This window comes from Variovorax sp. Root411 (assembly GCF_001425205.1).
Lineage (GTDB): Bacteria > Pseudomonadota > Gammaproteobacteria > Burkholderiales > Burkholderiaceae_C > Variovorax.
In genome coordinates this window covers 599,808-614,646 of the sequence record NZ_LMDW01000016.1, presented here as the reverse complement: position 1 = coordinate 614,646, position 14,839 = coordinate 599,808, and the positions used below count along the sequence as shown (strand labels likewise).

17 protein-coding genes are annotated in these 14,839 nt (G+C 67.0%); 2 read left to right on the top strand and 15 right to left on the bottom strand.

What is annotated here, in order from left to right; all coding sequences use genetic code 11:
• Positions 1-9: 9 nt before the first annotated feature.
• Positions 10-510, top strand: coding sequence for a GNAT family N-acetyltransferase (locus ASC92_RS19475; protein ID WP_056518747.1), 501 nt, complete (start codon positions 10-12; stop codon positions 508-510).
• Positions 511-591: 81 nt separating this feature from the next.
• Here ASC92_RS19475 and ASC92_RS19470 read toward each other — a convergent pair whose 3' ends face one another.
• The 9 genes from ASC92_RS19470 to lexA all read right to left on the bottom strand — a co-directional run bounded on the left by ASC92_RS19470 (position 592) and on the right by lexA (position 9,640).
• Entirely contained in the window at positions 592-1,866 is a 1,275-nt protein-coding gene (locus ASC92_RS19470; RefSeq protein WP_056518744.1) for an acyl-CoA dehydrogenase family protein, read from the bottom strand.
• 27 nt (positions 1,867-1,893) lie between these two features.
• Complete coding sequence (locus tag ASC92_RS19465) at positions 1,894-3,000, bottom strand: phosphotransferase (RefSeq protein ID WP_056518743.1); 1,107 nt, start codon at positions 2,998-3,000, stop codon at positions 1,894-1,896.
• 16 nt (positions 3,001-3,016) lie between these two features.
• On the bottom strand, positions 3,017-3,736 hold the full coding sequence (locus ASC92_RS19460) for a Crp/Fnr family transcriptional regulator (RefSeq protein ID WP_056518741.1): 720 nt from the start codon (positions 3,734-3,736) through the stop codon (positions 3,017-3,019).
• Between the two features lie 61 nt (positions 3,737-3,797).
• On the bottom strand, positions 3,798-4,577 hold the full coding sequence (locus ASC92_RS19455) for an oxepin-CoA hydrolase, alternative type (RefSeq protein WP_056518739.1): 780 nt from the start codon (positions 4,575-4,577) through the stop codon (positions 3,798-3,800).
• 6 nt (positions 4,578-4,583) lie between these two features.
• The gene (locus ASC92_RS19450; RefSeq protein ID WP_056518738.1) at positions 4,584-6,104 is read right to left on the bottom strand and encodes a 3-hydroxyacyl-CoA dehydrogenase; all 1,521 of its coding nucleotides are present in this window, start codon (positions 6,102-6,104) and stop codon (positions 4,584-4,586) included.
• 85 nt (positions 6,105-6,189) lie between these two features.
• Positions 6,190-7,347 carry an MFS transporter gene (locus tag ASC92_RS19445; RefSeq protein ID WP_056518736.1) on the bottom strand — a complete coding sequence of 386 codons (1,158 nt, stop codon included), beginning with the start codon at positions 7,345-7,347 and terminating at the stop codon, positions 6,190-6,192.
• Positions 7,344-8,351, bottom strand: coding sequence for a D-2-hydroxyacid dehydrogenase family protein (locus ASC92_RS19440; RefSeq protein ID WP_056518734.1), 1,008 nt, complete (start codon positions 8,349-8,351; stop codon positions 7,344-7,346). The genes ASC92_RS19445 and ASC92_RS19440 overlap by 4 nt, the downstream gene beginning before the upstream one ends.
• 89 nt (positions 8,352-8,440) lie before the next feature.
• Complete coding sequence (locus ASC92_RS19435; protein WP_056518732.1) at positions 8,441-8,818, bottom strand: hypothetical protein; 378 nt, start codon at positions 8,816-8,818, stop codon at positions 8,441-8,443.
• A gap of 138 nt (positions 8,819-8,956) precedes the next feature.
• Positions 8,957-9,640 (bottom strand): transcriptional repressor LexA, encoded by a 684-nt coding sequence (gene lexA / locus ASC92_RS19430; RefSeq protein ID WP_007836939.1) that lies wholly within the window; start codon positions 9,638-9,640, stop codon positions 8,957-8,959.
• A gap of 73 nt (positions 9,641-9,713) precedes the next feature.
• Here lexA and ASC92_RS19425 point away from each other — a divergent pair, with 73 nt between their 5' ends.
• The gene (locus ASC92_RS19425) at positions 9,714-10,679 is read left to right on the top strand and encodes an asparaginase (RefSeq protein ID WP_056518730.1); all 966 of its coding nucleotides are present in this window, start codon (positions 9,714-9,716) and stop codon (positions 10,677-10,679) included.
• Positions 10,680-10,717: 38 nt separating this feature from the next.
• Here the strand turns inward: ASC92_RS19425 and adk are convergent, their stop codons facing one another.
• The 6 genes from adk to ASC92_RS19395 all read right to left on the bottom strand — a co-directional run bounded on the left by adk (position 10,718) and on the right by ASC92_RS19395 (position 14,628).
• The gene (adk, locus tag ASC92_RS19420; RefSeq protein WP_056518728.1) at positions 10,718-11,374 is read right to left on the bottom strand and encodes an adenylate kinase; all 657 of its coding nucleotides are present in this window, start codon (positions 11,372-11,374) and stop codon (positions 10,718-10,720) included.
• A 133-nt stretch (positions 11,375-11,507) separates the two neighbouring features.
• Positions 11,508-12,281: a 3-deoxy-manno-octulosonate cytidylyltransferase gene (gene kdsB / locus ASC92_RS19415; protein WP_056518722.1), complete on the bottom strand. Its 774-nt coding sequence runs from the start codon at positions 12,279-12,281 to the stop codon at positions 11,508-11,510.
• A complete protein-coding gene (locus ASC92_RS19410; protein WP_007836935.1) occupies positions 12,278-12,460 on the bottom strand; it encodes a Trm112 family protein in 183 nt (60 codons plus the stop codon). Before ASC92_RS19410 ends, kdsB begins: the two co-directional genes overlap by 4 nt.
• The gene (gene lpxK / locus ASC92_RS19405) at positions 12,441-13,469 is read right to left on the bottom strand and encodes a tetraacyldisaccharide 4'-kinase (RefSeq protein ID WP_056518721.1); all 1,029 of its coding nucleotides are present in this window, start codon (positions 13,467-13,469) and stop codon (positions 12,441-12,443) included. Before lpxK ends, ASC92_RS19410 begins: the two co-directional genes overlap by 20 nt.
• Complete coding sequence (locus tag ASC92_RS19400; RefSeq protein WP_056519147.1) at positions 13,470-13,895, bottom strand: ExbD/TolR family protein; 426 nt, start codon at positions 13,893-13,895, stop codon at positions 13,470-13,472.
• Between the two features lie 100 nt (positions 13,896-13,995).
• Positions 13,996-14,628 carry a MotA/TolQ/ExbB proton channel family protein gene (locus tag ASC92_RS19395; protein WP_056518718.1) on the bottom strand — a complete coding sequence of 211 codons (633 nt, stop codon included), beginning with the start codon at positions 14,626-14,628 and terminating at the stop codon, positions 13,996-13,998.
• Between the last annotated feature and the right edge of the window lie 211 nt (positions 14,629-14,839).

Below are 14,839 nucleotides of genomic sequence, written 5' to 3'. Positions count from 1 at the left end.
GCGCATCGCATGCCGACGCCCGATGAATCCGCGATCGGTACGCTGATCGCCGACTACCGCAATCCCGCGCACGCCGGGGCTGTCGTGTCCCTGCTCGACAGCTATGCCCGCGACCCGGCCGGCGGCGGCACGCCGCTCGACGCGGCCGTACGCGAAGCCTTGCCGGCGGCGCTGGCAGCGCGGCCGCAGGCCTTCAGTGTGCTTGCCTACGACGGTGAACAGCCTGTGGGCCTCATCAACTGCATCGAAGGCTTCTCGACCTTTGCCTGCAAGCCGCTGGTGAACGTGCACGATGTGGTCGTGCTGCCCAGCCATCGAGGGCAGCGCGTGGCACAGAAGATGTTCGCTCAGGTGGAGCAGGAGGCGCGCAGGCGCGGCGCCTGCAAGCTCACGCTCGAAGTGCTATCGGGCAACGCGCCTGCGCTGCGCGCCTATGAGCGCGACGGGTTCGTGAGCTATCAGCTCGATCCGGCGTTCGGCAGCGCCGTCTTCCTGCAGAAGAAGCTCTGAAAGGAAAGAGGGCCGAGGCGTGTTGATCGCCGTCGGCCCTCATCCCAACCCTTTCCCCGCGGGGAGAGGAGGCAAGTCAGATCAGAAGCGCGTTACCGGCATTTCGGCATCGCCGGCCTTGTTCGGGGCGTACTTGCCCAGCTCCCACTTGGCGATCGCGTTGCGGTGCACTTCGTCCGGACCGTCCGCAAAGCGCAGCGTGCGCGCGCCGGCATAGGCTGCTGCCAACGGGAAGTCGTCGCACATGCCGCCGCCGCCGTGGACCTGCATGGCCCAGTCGATCACCTGGCAGGCCATCGACGGTGCCACCACCTTGATCATGGCGATCTCGTTCTTGGCGACCTTGTTGCCGGCCACGTCCATCAGCCAGGCGGCCTTCAGCGTGAGCAGGCGAGCCATGTCGATCTTGCAGCGGGCTTCGGCGATGCGTTCCTGCGTCACGGTCTGCGAGGCCACGGTCTTGCCGAAGGCCACGCGCGACGAGGCGCGCTTGCACATCAGCTCGAGCGCGCGCTCGGCCAGGCCGATCAGGCGCATGCAGTGGTGGATGCGTCCCGGGCCGAGGCGGCCCTGGGCGATTTCGAAGCCGCGGCCTTCGCCCAGCAGGATGTTGTTGACAGGCACGCGCACGTTCTCGAAGTACATCTCGACGTGGCCGTGCGGCGCATCGTCGTAGCCCATCACGTTCAGCGGGCGCACGATGCGGATGCCCTTGGCGTCGGCCGGCACGATGACCATGCTCTGCTGCGAGTGGCGCGGCGCATCGGGGTCGCTCTTGCCCATGGTGATGAAGACCGCGCAGCGTGGGTCGGCCGCACCCGAAATCCACCATTTGTGGCCGTTGATCACGTATTCGTCGCCCTGGCGTTCGATGCGCGTGGCGATGTTGGTGGCATCGCTAGAGGCCACTTCGGGTTCGGTCATCGCGAAGGCCGAGCGGATCTGGCCTTCGAGCAGCGGCTTGAGCCAGCGCGACTTGATTTCTTCCGAGCCGTAGCGCGCGATGGTCTCCATGTTGCCGGTGTCGGGCGCCGAGCAGTTGAAGGCTTCGCTCGCCCATGGCACCGCACCCATGATCTCGGCCAGCGGGGCGTATTCCTGGTTGGTCAGGCCCGCGCCCTCGTAGCCCGAGGCGGCGGCGCTGTCGACCGGCAGGAACAGGTTCCACAGGCCCTGGGCCTTGGCTTTTTCCTTGAGCTTCTCGACGGTCTTGAGGGCCGACCAGCGCTTGCCGGCGACCGTGTTGGCGGCCAGTTCGGCGTGGTACTCGGCTTCGGCCGGATAGATGTGGTCGTCCATGAACGCCTGGACGCGTTTCTGCAGGTCTTTGGTCTTGGCCGAGTATTCGAAATCCATCTTCGTCTCCTGGTGGGGTGGGGCGGCTTATGCCTTTTGGGCAAACTGCCAGGCCATTTCGGCCATGGGGCGGGCGCCGCGGGCCGAGGCCACGGCTTGCTCGCTCGACGCGGTGCCGGCCTCGACCCGCTTGGCAATGCCTTGCAGGATCGCGGCCATGCGGAACAGGTTGTAGGCCTGGTAGAAATTCCAGTCGGGCGCCAGCGCTTCGGGCGTACTGATGCGCGTGCGCTCGCAATAACGGCGGATGTATTCGCTCTCGGTGGGGATGCCCAGCGCCGCGACGTCAACACCGCCGATGCCGCGGCCCGTGGTGGGCGGCATGTGCCACGACATGCAGTGGTAGCTGAAGTCCGCCAGCGGGTGGCCCAACGTGGAGAGTTCCCAGTCGAGCACCGCGATGATCCGCGGCTCGGTGGCGTGGAACATCACGTTGTCGAGGCGGTAGTCGCCATGCACGACCGAGACCTTGCTTTCGTCGCGTGCGCTCGCCGGCATGTGGGCAGGCAGCCAGTCGATCAGGCGCTCCATGGCCTCGATGGGCTGCGAGAGTTCGCCGGCGCCGTCGGCCGAGGCCTTGTACTGCTTGCTCCAGCGGCCGATCTGGCGGTCGAAGTAGTTGCCGGGCTTGCCGTAGTCGGCCAGGCCGCGGGCGGCGAAGTCGACCGTGTGCAGCGCCGCGATGACGCGGTTCATCTCGTCGTAGTGGGCCGCGCGTTCGGCATTGCTGAAGCCGGGCAGAGACTGGTCCCACAGCACGCGGCCCTGCATGAACTCCATGACGTAGAAGGCGCGGCCGATGATGGCTTCGTCTTCGCACAGGCAGTACATGCGCGGCACGGGCACATCGGTGCCGGCCAGGCCGCTCATCATCTTGAACTCGCGCTCCACCGCGTGAGCCGAGGGCAGCAGCTTGGCGACCGGGCCCGGCTTGGCGCGCATCACATAGCTTTGCGACGGCGTGACGAGCTTGTAGGTCGGGTTCGACTGCCCGCCCTTGAACATCTCGACCGCGAGCGGACCCTTGAACCCCTCGAGGTTCTTCTCGAGCCAGGCCGCGAGCGCGTCGACGTCGAAAGCGTGCTGTTGCGAGACGGCACGGGTGCCGATGAAGTTGGAGAAGTCCTGGCTCATGTCTGCGTCTGGCTTATCAGTTCTCGGCTTCGGAAATGCGCCTCAAGGCTGCGCGGTCCAGCACGACCAGGCCGCCCTGTTCGATGCGGATGCTGCCCTCGCGCTCCATGGTCTTGAGTTCCTGGTTGACCCGCTGGCGCGATGCGCCCAGCAGCTGCGCCAGCTCTTCTTGCGCCAGCTGCAGGCCGATGCGCATCTGGTTGCCGTCTTCCAGGTTCGGCACGCCGTAGCTGCGCACGAGGTGAATGAGCTGCTTGGCCAGCCGTGCCCGCAGGGGCAGGGTGTTGAGGTCTTCCACCAGACCGAACAGCGTGCGGATGCGGCGCGCCTGCAGCCGCATCAGCGCCTCGTACAGCTCCACGTGCGCAGCCAGGATCTTCTGGAAGTCGGCCCGCGCCACGCAGAGGATCGTGGTATCCCCGTGTGCATAGGCATCGTGCGTGCGCCGGTCCCCGTCGAACATCGCCACGTCGCCGAACCAGATGCCCGGCTCCACGTAGGTCAGCGTCACCTGCTTGCCAGAGACGGCCGTCGAACTCACGCGCACCGCGCCCTTGGCACAGGCGATCCAGTGTTCGGGAGGGTCGCCGCGGGCAGCGATCAGGTCGCCGTCCTTGTAGCGTTTGACGAAGGCGCATCGGAGGATGTCGTGCCGTAGCGATGGAGATAGGGAAGAAAACCAGCGACCACTGTTGATCGCTTCACGTTCTTCGATGGTAAGAATGGGGTCGTCCATTGGTCTGTCCTCTCGGCGACTGGAATGCTGGTGGGTGTCACGGGAGCGACGCCGTTTGGCGTTACTCGTACTGCGGCGGCTTCTTCTCGAGGAACGCGGCGATGCCGACGCCCGCGTTCGCATGGTGCAGGTTGCGCACGAAGTGGTCGCGCTCCTGCGAGAGCTGCGAGGCAAGCGTGGCGCCTCGCGCCTCGCTGAGCAGTTCCTTGATGCTGCCCAGCGAGTTCGGCGCGCGTGCATTGAGCTTCGCGGCCAGCGCCAGCGCACCTGCGAGTGCCTGGCCGTTTTCCGTGAGTTCGTTGACGAGGCCGAGCGCATGCAGGCGCGGTGCGCCGATGCGCTCGCCGTTCATGAGCCATTCGCTCGCCAGCTGGCGCGGCAGTTGCTGCCCCAGGTGCCAGCTCAGCCCGCCGTCGGGCGACAGCGCCACGTTGCTGTACGAGGCCGCGAACACCGCGTCTCGGGCCGACACGACGAAGTCGCAGGCCAGCGCGAGCGAGAAGCCGGCGCCGGCAGCCGCGCCTTCGACCGCCGCGATGACCGGCTTGGGAAAGGTGCGGATCGAATCGATCCAGTTGTGCAGGCCCTCGATGCTCTCGGCCTGCACCGAGCGGTCGAGCTGCCGGTTGGCCAGCAGCCGCTGCAGCGAGCCGCCGGCGCAGAACCATGCACCTTCGCCGACGATGACGACACTGCGGATCTCGGCGCTGTTCTCGGCACCGTTGAGCGCCTCGATGCCCGCCGCATAGATTTCCGGGCCCAGTGCGTTGCGCTGGGTGGGGTTGGCGATCGTCAGCACCATGGTGCTGCCTTCGCTCGTGCTCTTGAGTTCGGCGGTCATGTCTGTCTATTCTTCTTCATGCAGCAGGCTCAGGCCCAACGCGCCGCGGCGGCGCAGCCACGGGCTCGGGCGATAGCGCGGATCGCCGTACACCGTCTGCAGGTTGAACAGCACTTCGAGCATGTTGGTCGGACCGTAGAGATTGCCCATGGCGAGTGGGCCGCGCGGATAGCCGAGTCCCAGCTGCACCGCGGTCTCGAGGTCGGCCGGCGTGCACACGCGCTGCTGGCACATGTCGGTGGCGATGTTGACGATGGTGCCGATCACGCGTTGCGTGACGAAGCCGCCGCTGTCGCGAATCACGCTCACGGCCTTGCCGTCGCGCGCGAAGAGGGCGTGTGCGGCATCGCGGACGTCGCGGCGCGTCGCCGGGTTGGTGGCGAGCACGCGGCGCTTGGTGGCGTCGTCGTCGATGAGCATGTCGATGCCGACGGTGCGCGTGGCGTCCAGGCGTTCGACCGCGGCGACCGTGGTCACGTCAAAGCCCAGCGGTGCCACCAGGATCAGTGAATGCGGCGCGGCCGCGGCGCCGCTGTCGATCTGTGCGCCCAGCGTGTTCACCAGGCGCAGCAACTCGGCGCGGCGTGCTGCGCGCGGCGACACCCAGACCGAAGGCGTGCCCTCGACCACCGGCGCAGCGGCCTCGGGTGTCTGCTGCATCACACCGGCGTTGTAGCGGTAGAAGCCTTCGTTGGTCTTGCGGCCCAGCGCGCCCGCAGCCAGTCGCTGCGCGGTGATCACGCTGGGGCGGAAGCGCGGCTCCTCGAAATACTGGCGGTAGATCGACTCCATCACCGGATGCGACACGTCGAGCGCCGTCAGGTCCAGCAGCTCGAACGGGCCCAGGCGAAAACCCGCCTGGTCCTTGAGGATGCGGTCGATGGTCGCGAAGTCGGTCACGCCTTCGCCGACGATGCGCAGCGCCTCGGTGCCATAGCCGCGGCCCGCGTGATTGACGATGAAGCCTGGCGTGTCCTGCGCCTGCACGGCGCTGTGGCCCATCTGCACCGCGTAGCCGGCCAGTTGCTTGCAGACCTCAGTTGCGGTCTTGAAGCCCGCGACAACCTCGACCACCTTCATCAACGGCACGGGGTTGAAGAAGTGGAACCCCGCGAAGCGCTCCGGGTGCTTGAGGCCGGCGGCGATGGCCGTTACCGAGAGCGACGAGGTGTTGGTAACCAGCGTGGCGGTCTCGCTCACCGCGCCTTCGAGCTCGCGGAACAGCTTGCGCTTGACTTCGAGGTCTTCGATGACCGCTTCGATCACCAGGTCGCAGCCGGCCAGGGCCTGGATGCTGTCGACCGCCTTGACGCGGGCGATCTGGGCATCGCGCGTGGCGGCGTCGATCTTGTTCTTCTCGTGCAGCTTGTTCCATTGCGCAACGAGCGCTTCGCGGCCGCGCTCGGCGGCGCCCGAGAAACTGTCGAGCAGCAGCACTTCGCTGCCTGCCTGGGCGGCGATCTGTGCGATGCCGCGACCCATGGCGCCTGCGCCGATGACGCCGATTCGGGTGTAGTTCACTGTCATTTGCTGGAGGTTGATGCTGTCGAAGACTCTGATTTTGCAGCCCCGCGCAGGCAGGGCGTGACGGGTTTAACGCGAGGGCGCGTTTTCAGGCCGCGCGGCGACGGCGGTCGATGGCCACGCTGAGCGAGATCGCGACCAGCAGCAGGCCGAAACCGACCCAGCTCATCCATGCCCCGGCGTCATTGGCAAGCAGCCAGCCGCCGAGCGCGGCGCCCACGGCCTGCCCGGTATAGATGCCGGAGCTGTTGAGCGCCACGGAGCCCGGCGCGAGGGTCGGCGCAAGGCCCACCAGGCGGGCCTGCTGGGCCGAGTTGGCGGAGAAGCAGCCCAACCCCCACGGAACGAGCACGACAGCCAACCAGGCGAGCGTGGAGGCCAGCGGCCACAACAGCAGGCTCGACGCGATCAGCACGGTCGTGATCAGCACCATGCGGCCGGCGCCCACGCGGTCGATGAAGCGGCTGACCACCATGTTGCCGACCAGTCCGCAGGCGCCGAACAGCGCCCACATCACGCTCAGCGTGGTGGCGTCCGCGCCGAAGCCCTGCTTGAGGACCGGGCCGAAATAACTGAACAGCACGAACTGGCCGGCCCCCTGCAGCGCCGTGACCGAAACGATGCCCATCAGCACGGGGCTGCGTAGCACGCGCGACCATGCTTCGGCGGTCAGCGCGGCGGGGCGGATGCCGTTCGGCAAAGTGAGCCAGACCGCTGTCGCGCTCGCGACACTGAGCGCCGCAATGGCCAGGAAGGCCATGCGCCAGCCCAGGTGGCCGCCGATCAGCGCGCCGATGGGCAGCCCCAGCACCGAGGCCATCGACCAGCCCAGGAAGACGAAGGTGACGGCGCGTCCGCGCTGCTCCGGCGGCACCAGCATGCCGGCGCAGGCCGCGGCCTGGGGCGTGAAGATGGCTGGAGCGACCACCGTGAGCATGCGCACCGGCAGCAGGGCGCCGAAGCTCGGCATCAGCGCGCAGAGGATGTGGCCCGCGGCGTACCATAGCAGGCTGAGCGCCAGCAACTGGCGGCGGTCCCAGCCCGCGACCGCCGCGGCCAGCAGCGGTGCGCCGATGCACATCACCGCCGCGGCTGCCGTGATCAGTTGCCCGGCGCTGGCGGCCGTGACCGAGAGCGATGTGCTGATTTCGTTGAGCGTGCCGGGCACCACCATCACGCCCGTGCCGATCACGAAATTGCCGGCGAGCAGCGCCCAGAGCGCACCCTGGGGCGCCGGCCGGCTCACCGGCGAACCTGCAGCGCGCCGGGATTCACGATGTTCGTCGGATTGCCGTTGATGTAGCTCACGACGTTGTCGAACGCCTGGCCGAAGTAGCTCTCGTAACTCTCCTGCTCGACATAGCCGATGTGTGGCGTACAGATGCAGTTCTCGAGGCGCAGCAGTGCGTGGCCCTGCAGCGGCGGCTCGCTCTCGAACACGTCGACGGCGGCCAGCCCGGGGCGGCCGCGGTTGAGCGCAGCGAGCAGGGCGTCGGCTTCGAGCAGTTCGGCGCGCGAGGTGTTGACGAACAGCGCCGTCGGCTTCATGCGCGAGAGGTCTTCCAGCGTGATGAGGCCGTTGGTCTCTTCGTTGAGCCGCAGATGCACCGACAGCACGTCGGCCGCGGCAAAGAACTCGTGGCGATTCTGTGCGACCTGGAAGCCGTCGGAACGGGCCTTGGCGCAACTGGCTTCACGGCCCCAGATCACGACCTGCATCCCGAAAGCCTGCCCATAGCGTGCGACCAGCTGGCCGATGCGGCCATAACCCCAGATGCACAGCGTCTTGCCCTTGAGCACCGAGCCGATCCCGAAGTTGGGCGGCATCGATGCCGACTTGAGCCCCGACTGCTGCCACGCGCCGTGCTTGAGGTTGCTGATGTACTGCGGCAGCCGGCGCATGGCGGCCATGATGAGCGCCCATGTGAGCTCGGCAGGCGCCTGCGGCGAGCCCGAGCCCTCCGCGACCGCTACGCCACGTTCCGTGCAGGCAGCAACGTCGATGTGCCCGGCGACACGTCCCGTCTGCGAGATGAGCTTGAGCTTCGGCAGTTTTTCGATCAACTGGCGCGAAATCTGGGTGCGCTCGCGGATCAGAACGATCACGTCGGCATCCTTGAGGCGAACCGAAAGCTGCCCGATGCCCTTCACCGTATTGGTATAGACCTTGGCCGCGTACGCGTCCAGCTTGGCAGCACAGCGCAGTTTGCGCACGGCGTCCTGGTAATCGTCGAGGATCACAATGTTCATGGCGTGCCATTGTGCCTCGCAGCATTGGAATGTCGTGCCAGCGAACGTTTGGATACCCACCCCCACAGCCACTCGCAGGGGGTTCGGGCTCAGTGCAGACGGGTCGAACGAGGGGCCGCGGCCGCGGTTTCGGCGGTTTCGAGTGCGGCCAGCCGGTCGAGTTCGGCGCAGACATCGGCCATGCGGCCCGAGATCACGACGCGGTTGCTGCGCTGCTGGCCCATGCCGTCGACCACGCGAACCACGCGCAACGGACGCGCCGGCGTGGCGCTGGCTGCTGCGGGTGTTGCGCCGCCGCCGGCGCGGGCGGTGCAGGCAGGGCGGACCGCCACGTAGCGAAGCCCGGTCGAGGATTCGGCAGCGTCGAGGCGCTCCATGCGGCGAGGACGGTGTGCCGGCATAAGGCGGCTGGCCAGCGATTGCAGCGGCATCCAGAAATCAGCGATGGCGAGGAGGGCGATTCCCATGTGAACTCCAAAAAAGTATGAGGTTGAACACAGGCAGGATTTCTTGAATCGGCTGCGACAGGGTGATGGCGACTCTTCGCCATACGCCCGCCACCTGTCGCTGCCGGATGGGGTGCTGCGGAAAGCAGGTCGCGGGGCCTACATCAGCATGGTGTTGCGGATGAGCCCGACCGCGAGGCCTTCGATTTCGAAGGGCTCGCCGGGCTGGACGATGATGGTCGGGTAGTCGGGGTTCTCGGCGTGCAGTTCGATGACCTGCTTGTTGCGCTTCAGGCGCTTGACGGTCACTTCGTCGCCCAGGCGCGCAACCACGATCTGGCCGTTGCGCGCTTCCTTGGTGGCCTGCACCGCGAGCAGGTCGCCGTCCATGATGCCGGCGTCGCGCATCGACATGCCGCGCACCTTGAGCAGGTAGTCGGGCTGGCGCTGGAACAGCGTGTTCTCGACGTAGTAGGTCTGGTCGACGTGCTCCTGCGCGAGGATGGGCGAGCCGGCTGCGACGCGGCCGATGAGCGGCAATGCCAGCTGGGCCATGCCGGGCAGCGAGAGCGAGAACTGGCCGCCTTCGCGGTGGCGTGTTTCATTGAGCGAACGCAGCGCGTCGCCCTTGAGGCGGATGCCGCGCGAGGTGCCGCTCACGAGCTCGATGACGCCCTTGCGGGCCAGCGCCTGCAAATGCTCTTCGGCGGCGTTGGCTGACTTGAAGCCGAGCTCGGTGGCGATTTCGGCGCGCGTGGGCGGTGCACCCGTGCGTGCGATGGCGCTCTGGATCAGGTCCAGGATCTGCTGCTGGCGGGCTGTAAGCTTCACGGCGAACTGCATATGTGGTTCCTTGCGGCACTGGCTAGATATCCAGTAGCTGTATTTTTAACCAGTTTTTAAAAGTTGACAAGCCATGGGCAATTCCTCTTCGCCTGAATCGCGCCGCCGTGTCGTGGTTTTGGGCACGGGCGGCACCATTGCCGGCCGGGCCGCCAGTAGCGGCGACAACATCGGCTACACCGCGGGACAGGTCGGCGTGGCCGACCTGCTGGGCGGCATCGAGGCGCCCGACGGCGTGTTGCTGGAAGCGGAGCAGGTCGCGCAGGTCGACAGCAAGGACATGTCGTTCGCCATCTGGCAGCAACTGGCCCGGCGCTGTGCGCACTGGCTGGCGCAGCCCGACGTGGCAGGCGTGGTGATCACGCACGGCACCGACACGCTCGAAGAGACCACGTTCTTCCTGCACTCGGTGCTGGCGCCTTCCAAGCCCGTTGTGTTGACCTGTGCGATGCGCCCGGCGACTGCGCTGGCGCCCGACGGACCGCAGAACGTGCGTGACGCCATCAGTGTTGCTGCGACGCAGGGCGCGCGAGGCGTAACGGTGGTGTGCGCCGGCACGATCCACAGCGGCATCGACATCCAGAAGGTGCACACCTATCGGCCTGATGCCTTTGCTTCAGGCGACGCGGGGCCTGTCGGTTATGTCGAGGAAGGGGAGGTTCGCCTTGTCCGGGCGTGGCCGGAAGGCACTGCGTCACGCGCGGCGGAGATCTTCCTGGAGGCTGCGGTTCAGTGGCCCCGCGTCGAGATTGTCATGAGCCATGCCGGCGCCAGCGGCGCGGTAATCGATGCGCTGCTGCAGTCCGGCGGTGCCGATCCCCTGCGTGGACTGGTGCTTGCTGCCACCGGCAACGGCACCCTGCACCACGCCCTGGAAGCGGCTGCGCTCAAGGCGCAGGATGCAGGCGTTGCCGTGGTTCGCGCCACGCGTTGCGCCAACGGGCGCATCCTGCCGAAGACGGGGGACGCGCTGCGCGAAGCCGGCGCGCTGACGCCCGTGAAGGCGCGCATCGCGCTGATGCTGGAACTGCTGGGGTGAAAGCAAAACCGCCCCGTAACAGGGGCCGGTTGGAAGGATCAGCTGTTCAGGGCAGCCAGCGCACGTTGCGTGATCTCGTCGACCGTGCCCACGCCCTTGATGGCGCGGTATTTCGGGGCGGCGGCCGGGTCGGCTTCGGCCCAGGCCGAGTAGTAGTCGACCAGCGGACGCGTCTGCTGGCTGTACACGTCGAGCCGCTTGCGCACGGTTTCTTCCTTATCGTCCTCGCGCTGGATCAGTGCCTCGCCGGTCACGTCGTCCTTGCCTTCAACCTTTGGCGGATTGAACTTGACGTGGTAGGTGCGGCCCGAGGCCGGGTGCGAGCGGCGACCACTCATGCGTTCGATGATGTCGCCGAAAGGCACGTCGATCTCGAGCACGTAGTCGAGCTTGACGCCCGCTGCCTTCATGGCATCGGCCTGGGGGATGGTGCGGGGGAAACCGTCGAACAGGAAGCCGCCGGCGCAATCGGGTTGCGCAATGCGTTCCTTCACGAGATTGATGATCAGGTCATCGCTGACCAGTGCCCCGGCGTCCATGACGGCCTTGGCCTGCAGGCCGAGCGGCGTGCCGGCCTTGACGGCAGCGCGGAGCATGTCGCCGGTCGAGATTTGGGGAATGCTGTATTTCTGGCAGATGAAAGCCGCTTGCGTGCCTTTGCCCGCCCCGGGCGCGCCCAGCAAAATTAGTCTCATGGTTTCCTCGGACGGTTCTTGGATTTTGTGTCGCACCAAGCGTCGGCCCCAGGGCTGGGCTAGGCGGAGTTGCTTCGAGGATAGCACGCGTGCCCGCGAAGAATTTCCGCTGCCGGCCGGGCCGCAGAGCGTCTCAGGCGGGGCGCGCGGCGTCGAAGACGGCACGCACGCGCGCCAGGTCTTCGGGCGTGTCGATGCCCGGTCCGGGGGCGACATGGCTCACATGCACCGCGATGCGATGGCCGTGCCACAGCGCGCGCAGCTGTTCGAGTGCTTCGGTGGCCTCGACAGGCGCCGGCGGCAGCGACGGAAACTTCCGCACGAAACCCGCGCGATAGCCGTAGATGCCGATGTGGCGCAGCGGGGCGGGGGTGGGCAGCCCCGCGGGTGCCGCGCCGTTGGCGGAGCCGTCGCGCCACCACGGGATCGGTGCGCGGCTGAAGTACATGGCGTTGCCTTGCGCGTCGAGCACGGCCTTCACCACGTTGGGGTTCATGAAATCGCCGATCGTGTCGATCTCGTGGGCCGCGGTGCTCATCGCTGCTTCCGCATGGGTGGCCAACGTTGACGCAACTGCGTCGATCAGCGCAGGATCGATCAGTGGTTCGTCGCCCTGTACGTTGACAACGATGTCGTCGCCATCCAGGCCGAGCTGCTCACAGGCTTCGGCCAGCCGGTCGGTGCCGCTGGGGTGGTCCTGGCGCGTGAGGATGGCTTCGACGCCGTGCGCCCTACACGCCGCAACGATCGAAGGATCGTCGCCGGCGACCACCACGCGCGCCGCGCTGGATTCGCCAGCGCGCTGCGCCACGCGCACCACCATGGGCAAGCCAGCGATGTCGGCCAGCGGTTTGTTGGGAAGCCGTGTCGACGCCAGGCGCGCCGGCACCAGAACGGTGAAGCTCACAGCCCGAGCTCTTCGTCGGAGAGCGTGCGTGCTTCGTTCTCGAGCAGCACCGGAATGCCGTCGCGCACCGGGTAGGCGAGGCGCGCGCTGCGCGAGCAGAGCTCCTGCTTCTCGGGGTTCCAGGTCAGCGGACCCTTGGTGACGGGGCAGACGAGCAGTTCAAGCAGCTTGGTATCCATCGAGCGATGATAGCTTTGCGTCGAGTGCGGTGAAGAATTCCGCGGAGGGAGCGAACTCCAGTGGCACGGCCAGCGCATCGGGCACCTTGCGCCATAGCTTGACGGCGTCCTTTTCAGTGCAGACGAGGGTCTGTTCGGCGTTGGCAGGGCGTTGCCAGGCCTCGAAATCGAAGTGGTCGGGCAGTGCGATGGTTTCGGCGAGCGTCAGGCCGCGTGCGCGCAGCATGTCGAAGAAGGCCCCCGGCCGTGCAATGGCTGCCAGTGCCACCAGGGGCCGGCCTGCAAGGCTTGCCAGGGGTACGCGTTGTCCGCCGCTGGTCAAGGCATCGCGTGCGAGGGCGCGGCTGGCGGTGTAGCCCCCGGCGAACGCGGGCCGCGCCCCGCTGTGCAGCACCAGATCGCATGGCCGCGGCCAAGCTTCGCGCAAAGGGCCTGCAGGCAGCCGCCAACCGTTGCCGATGCCGCGGTCATCGAACACGCAGATCTCGATATCGCGACCCAGCGCCAGATGCTGCAGGCCATCGTCGCTCACGACGACCTGCGTGGCCGGGTGGCTGGCGAGCAGGGCGCGCGCCGCATCGATGCGCTTGCGCGCCACGAACACCGGCGCCTTCGTGGCATGGTGGATCAGCGCAGGTTCGTCGCCGACATCCCGCGGATCGCTGTCGCCGAGCACCTCGCGGCAATCGTCGGTGTGCCGGCCATAGCCGCGCGACACAACGCCGACCGTCAGTCCTCGCCCCTGCAGATGCTGGACGACGGCCATCACGACCGGTGTTTTCCCCGCTCCGCCCGCGATCACGTTGCCGACCACGATCACCGGCACGGGCACTCGCCCGGTCCGAAGCCATCCCGACCGATAGAGCCAGCCCCGCACCGCGAAGAGCGCGGCATAAAGCAGCGACAGCGGCCACAGCAGGCAAGCCAACGGGCCTCGGCGCAGCCAGGCGTCCTGCAGCCGCGAGGCGGACGGCGAACCCGTGTTGCTGCTGCGGCCGTCGGAAGGCACTCAGTGCCCGGCTTGTGCCGTCGACTGGGCTGCGAAGGTGATCTGCATGAGGCCGGCGCGGCGCGCGGCCTCCATCACCGTCACCACGGCCTGGTGGGGGCTGGTCGCGTCGGCGCTGATGATCACCACGCTGTCCTTGCCGCCGGTGGCCGCGGCGGCGAGGGCTGCCGTCACGGTTTCCACGCTGCGATCGGCCACCGGGGTCTTGTTGATCGAGTAGCGGCCGTCGGCCGACACCGCCACGATCACTTCCTTCGGATAGTCGCGCTGCGCGTCGACGTCCGCCGTCGGCAGCCTCAGCTGCATTTCGGTGAACTTGCTGTAGGTGGTCGACAGCATCAGGAAGATCAGGATCACCAGCAGCACGTCGATGAACGGGATCAGGTTGATCTCCGGCTCGTCGCGCGCACCATGCCGGAACTGCATGCGGGCGCGGGTCATGACAAGCCTCCGCCGGGCCGCCCCAAGGAGGCGGCGGCCCCCTGGGGGGGCAGCGCAGCACACGCAGTGGCAAGCGTGGGGGTCATCATTTGCGCAGTGCGTTCAGGTGGCGGGCGAAGCGCTCACCCGACAGTTCGAGGTTCAGCAGGTATTCGTCGACGCGGCTGCGGAAGTAGCGCCAGAAGATCAGCGTCGGAATCGCCACGATCAAGCCGAAGGCCGTGTTGTAGAGCGCGATCGAGATGCCGTGCGCCAGTTGCGCCGGGTTGCCCGAGCCGACGGCGCCGCTGCCCGGCGACTGCGAGCCGAAGATCTCGATCATGCCGATCACCGTGCCCAGCAGGCCCAGCAACGGGGCTGCGGAGGCGATGGTGGCCAGCGCCGGCAGGTAGCGCTCCAGCTTGTGCGCCACGGTGCGGCCCGAGGCCTCCATGGCGGCGCGCAGATCGTCTTCGGTGCAGCGCGGGTTGGCGTTCAGCGCACGCAGGCCGGCGGCCAGCACCTGGCCGAGCATCGAGTTGCGTTCAAGTTTGGTCACGACGTCCGGGCCGGGAATGGCCCCGTGCGACACGGTGATGGTTTCGTCGAGCAGCTTCGGCGGAAGTACCCTCACGGTCTTCAGACTCGTGAAACGTTCTATAACCAGCGCGAGCGCAATGACCGAACAAGCGAGCAAGGGCCAGATTGGCCAACCCGCGGCAACTATGATGGAAAACAAGAAAAAATCCTCCGGCCCGTAGACTGCAAATGCGCGGCGATTATCCACTGAGCCCACCATCGGCACGCACCTTGTTTTTGTGTCGGCAAGGACGCACAGATTCTGTGGATAACTTTGTGATTAACCTGCTACGCAACTCGTCCGAGCCCGCGTGGGGCGGCCTTTCTGCTAGATCGACTGAATTTTGAGCAGCACTTTTTTCAATGAAATC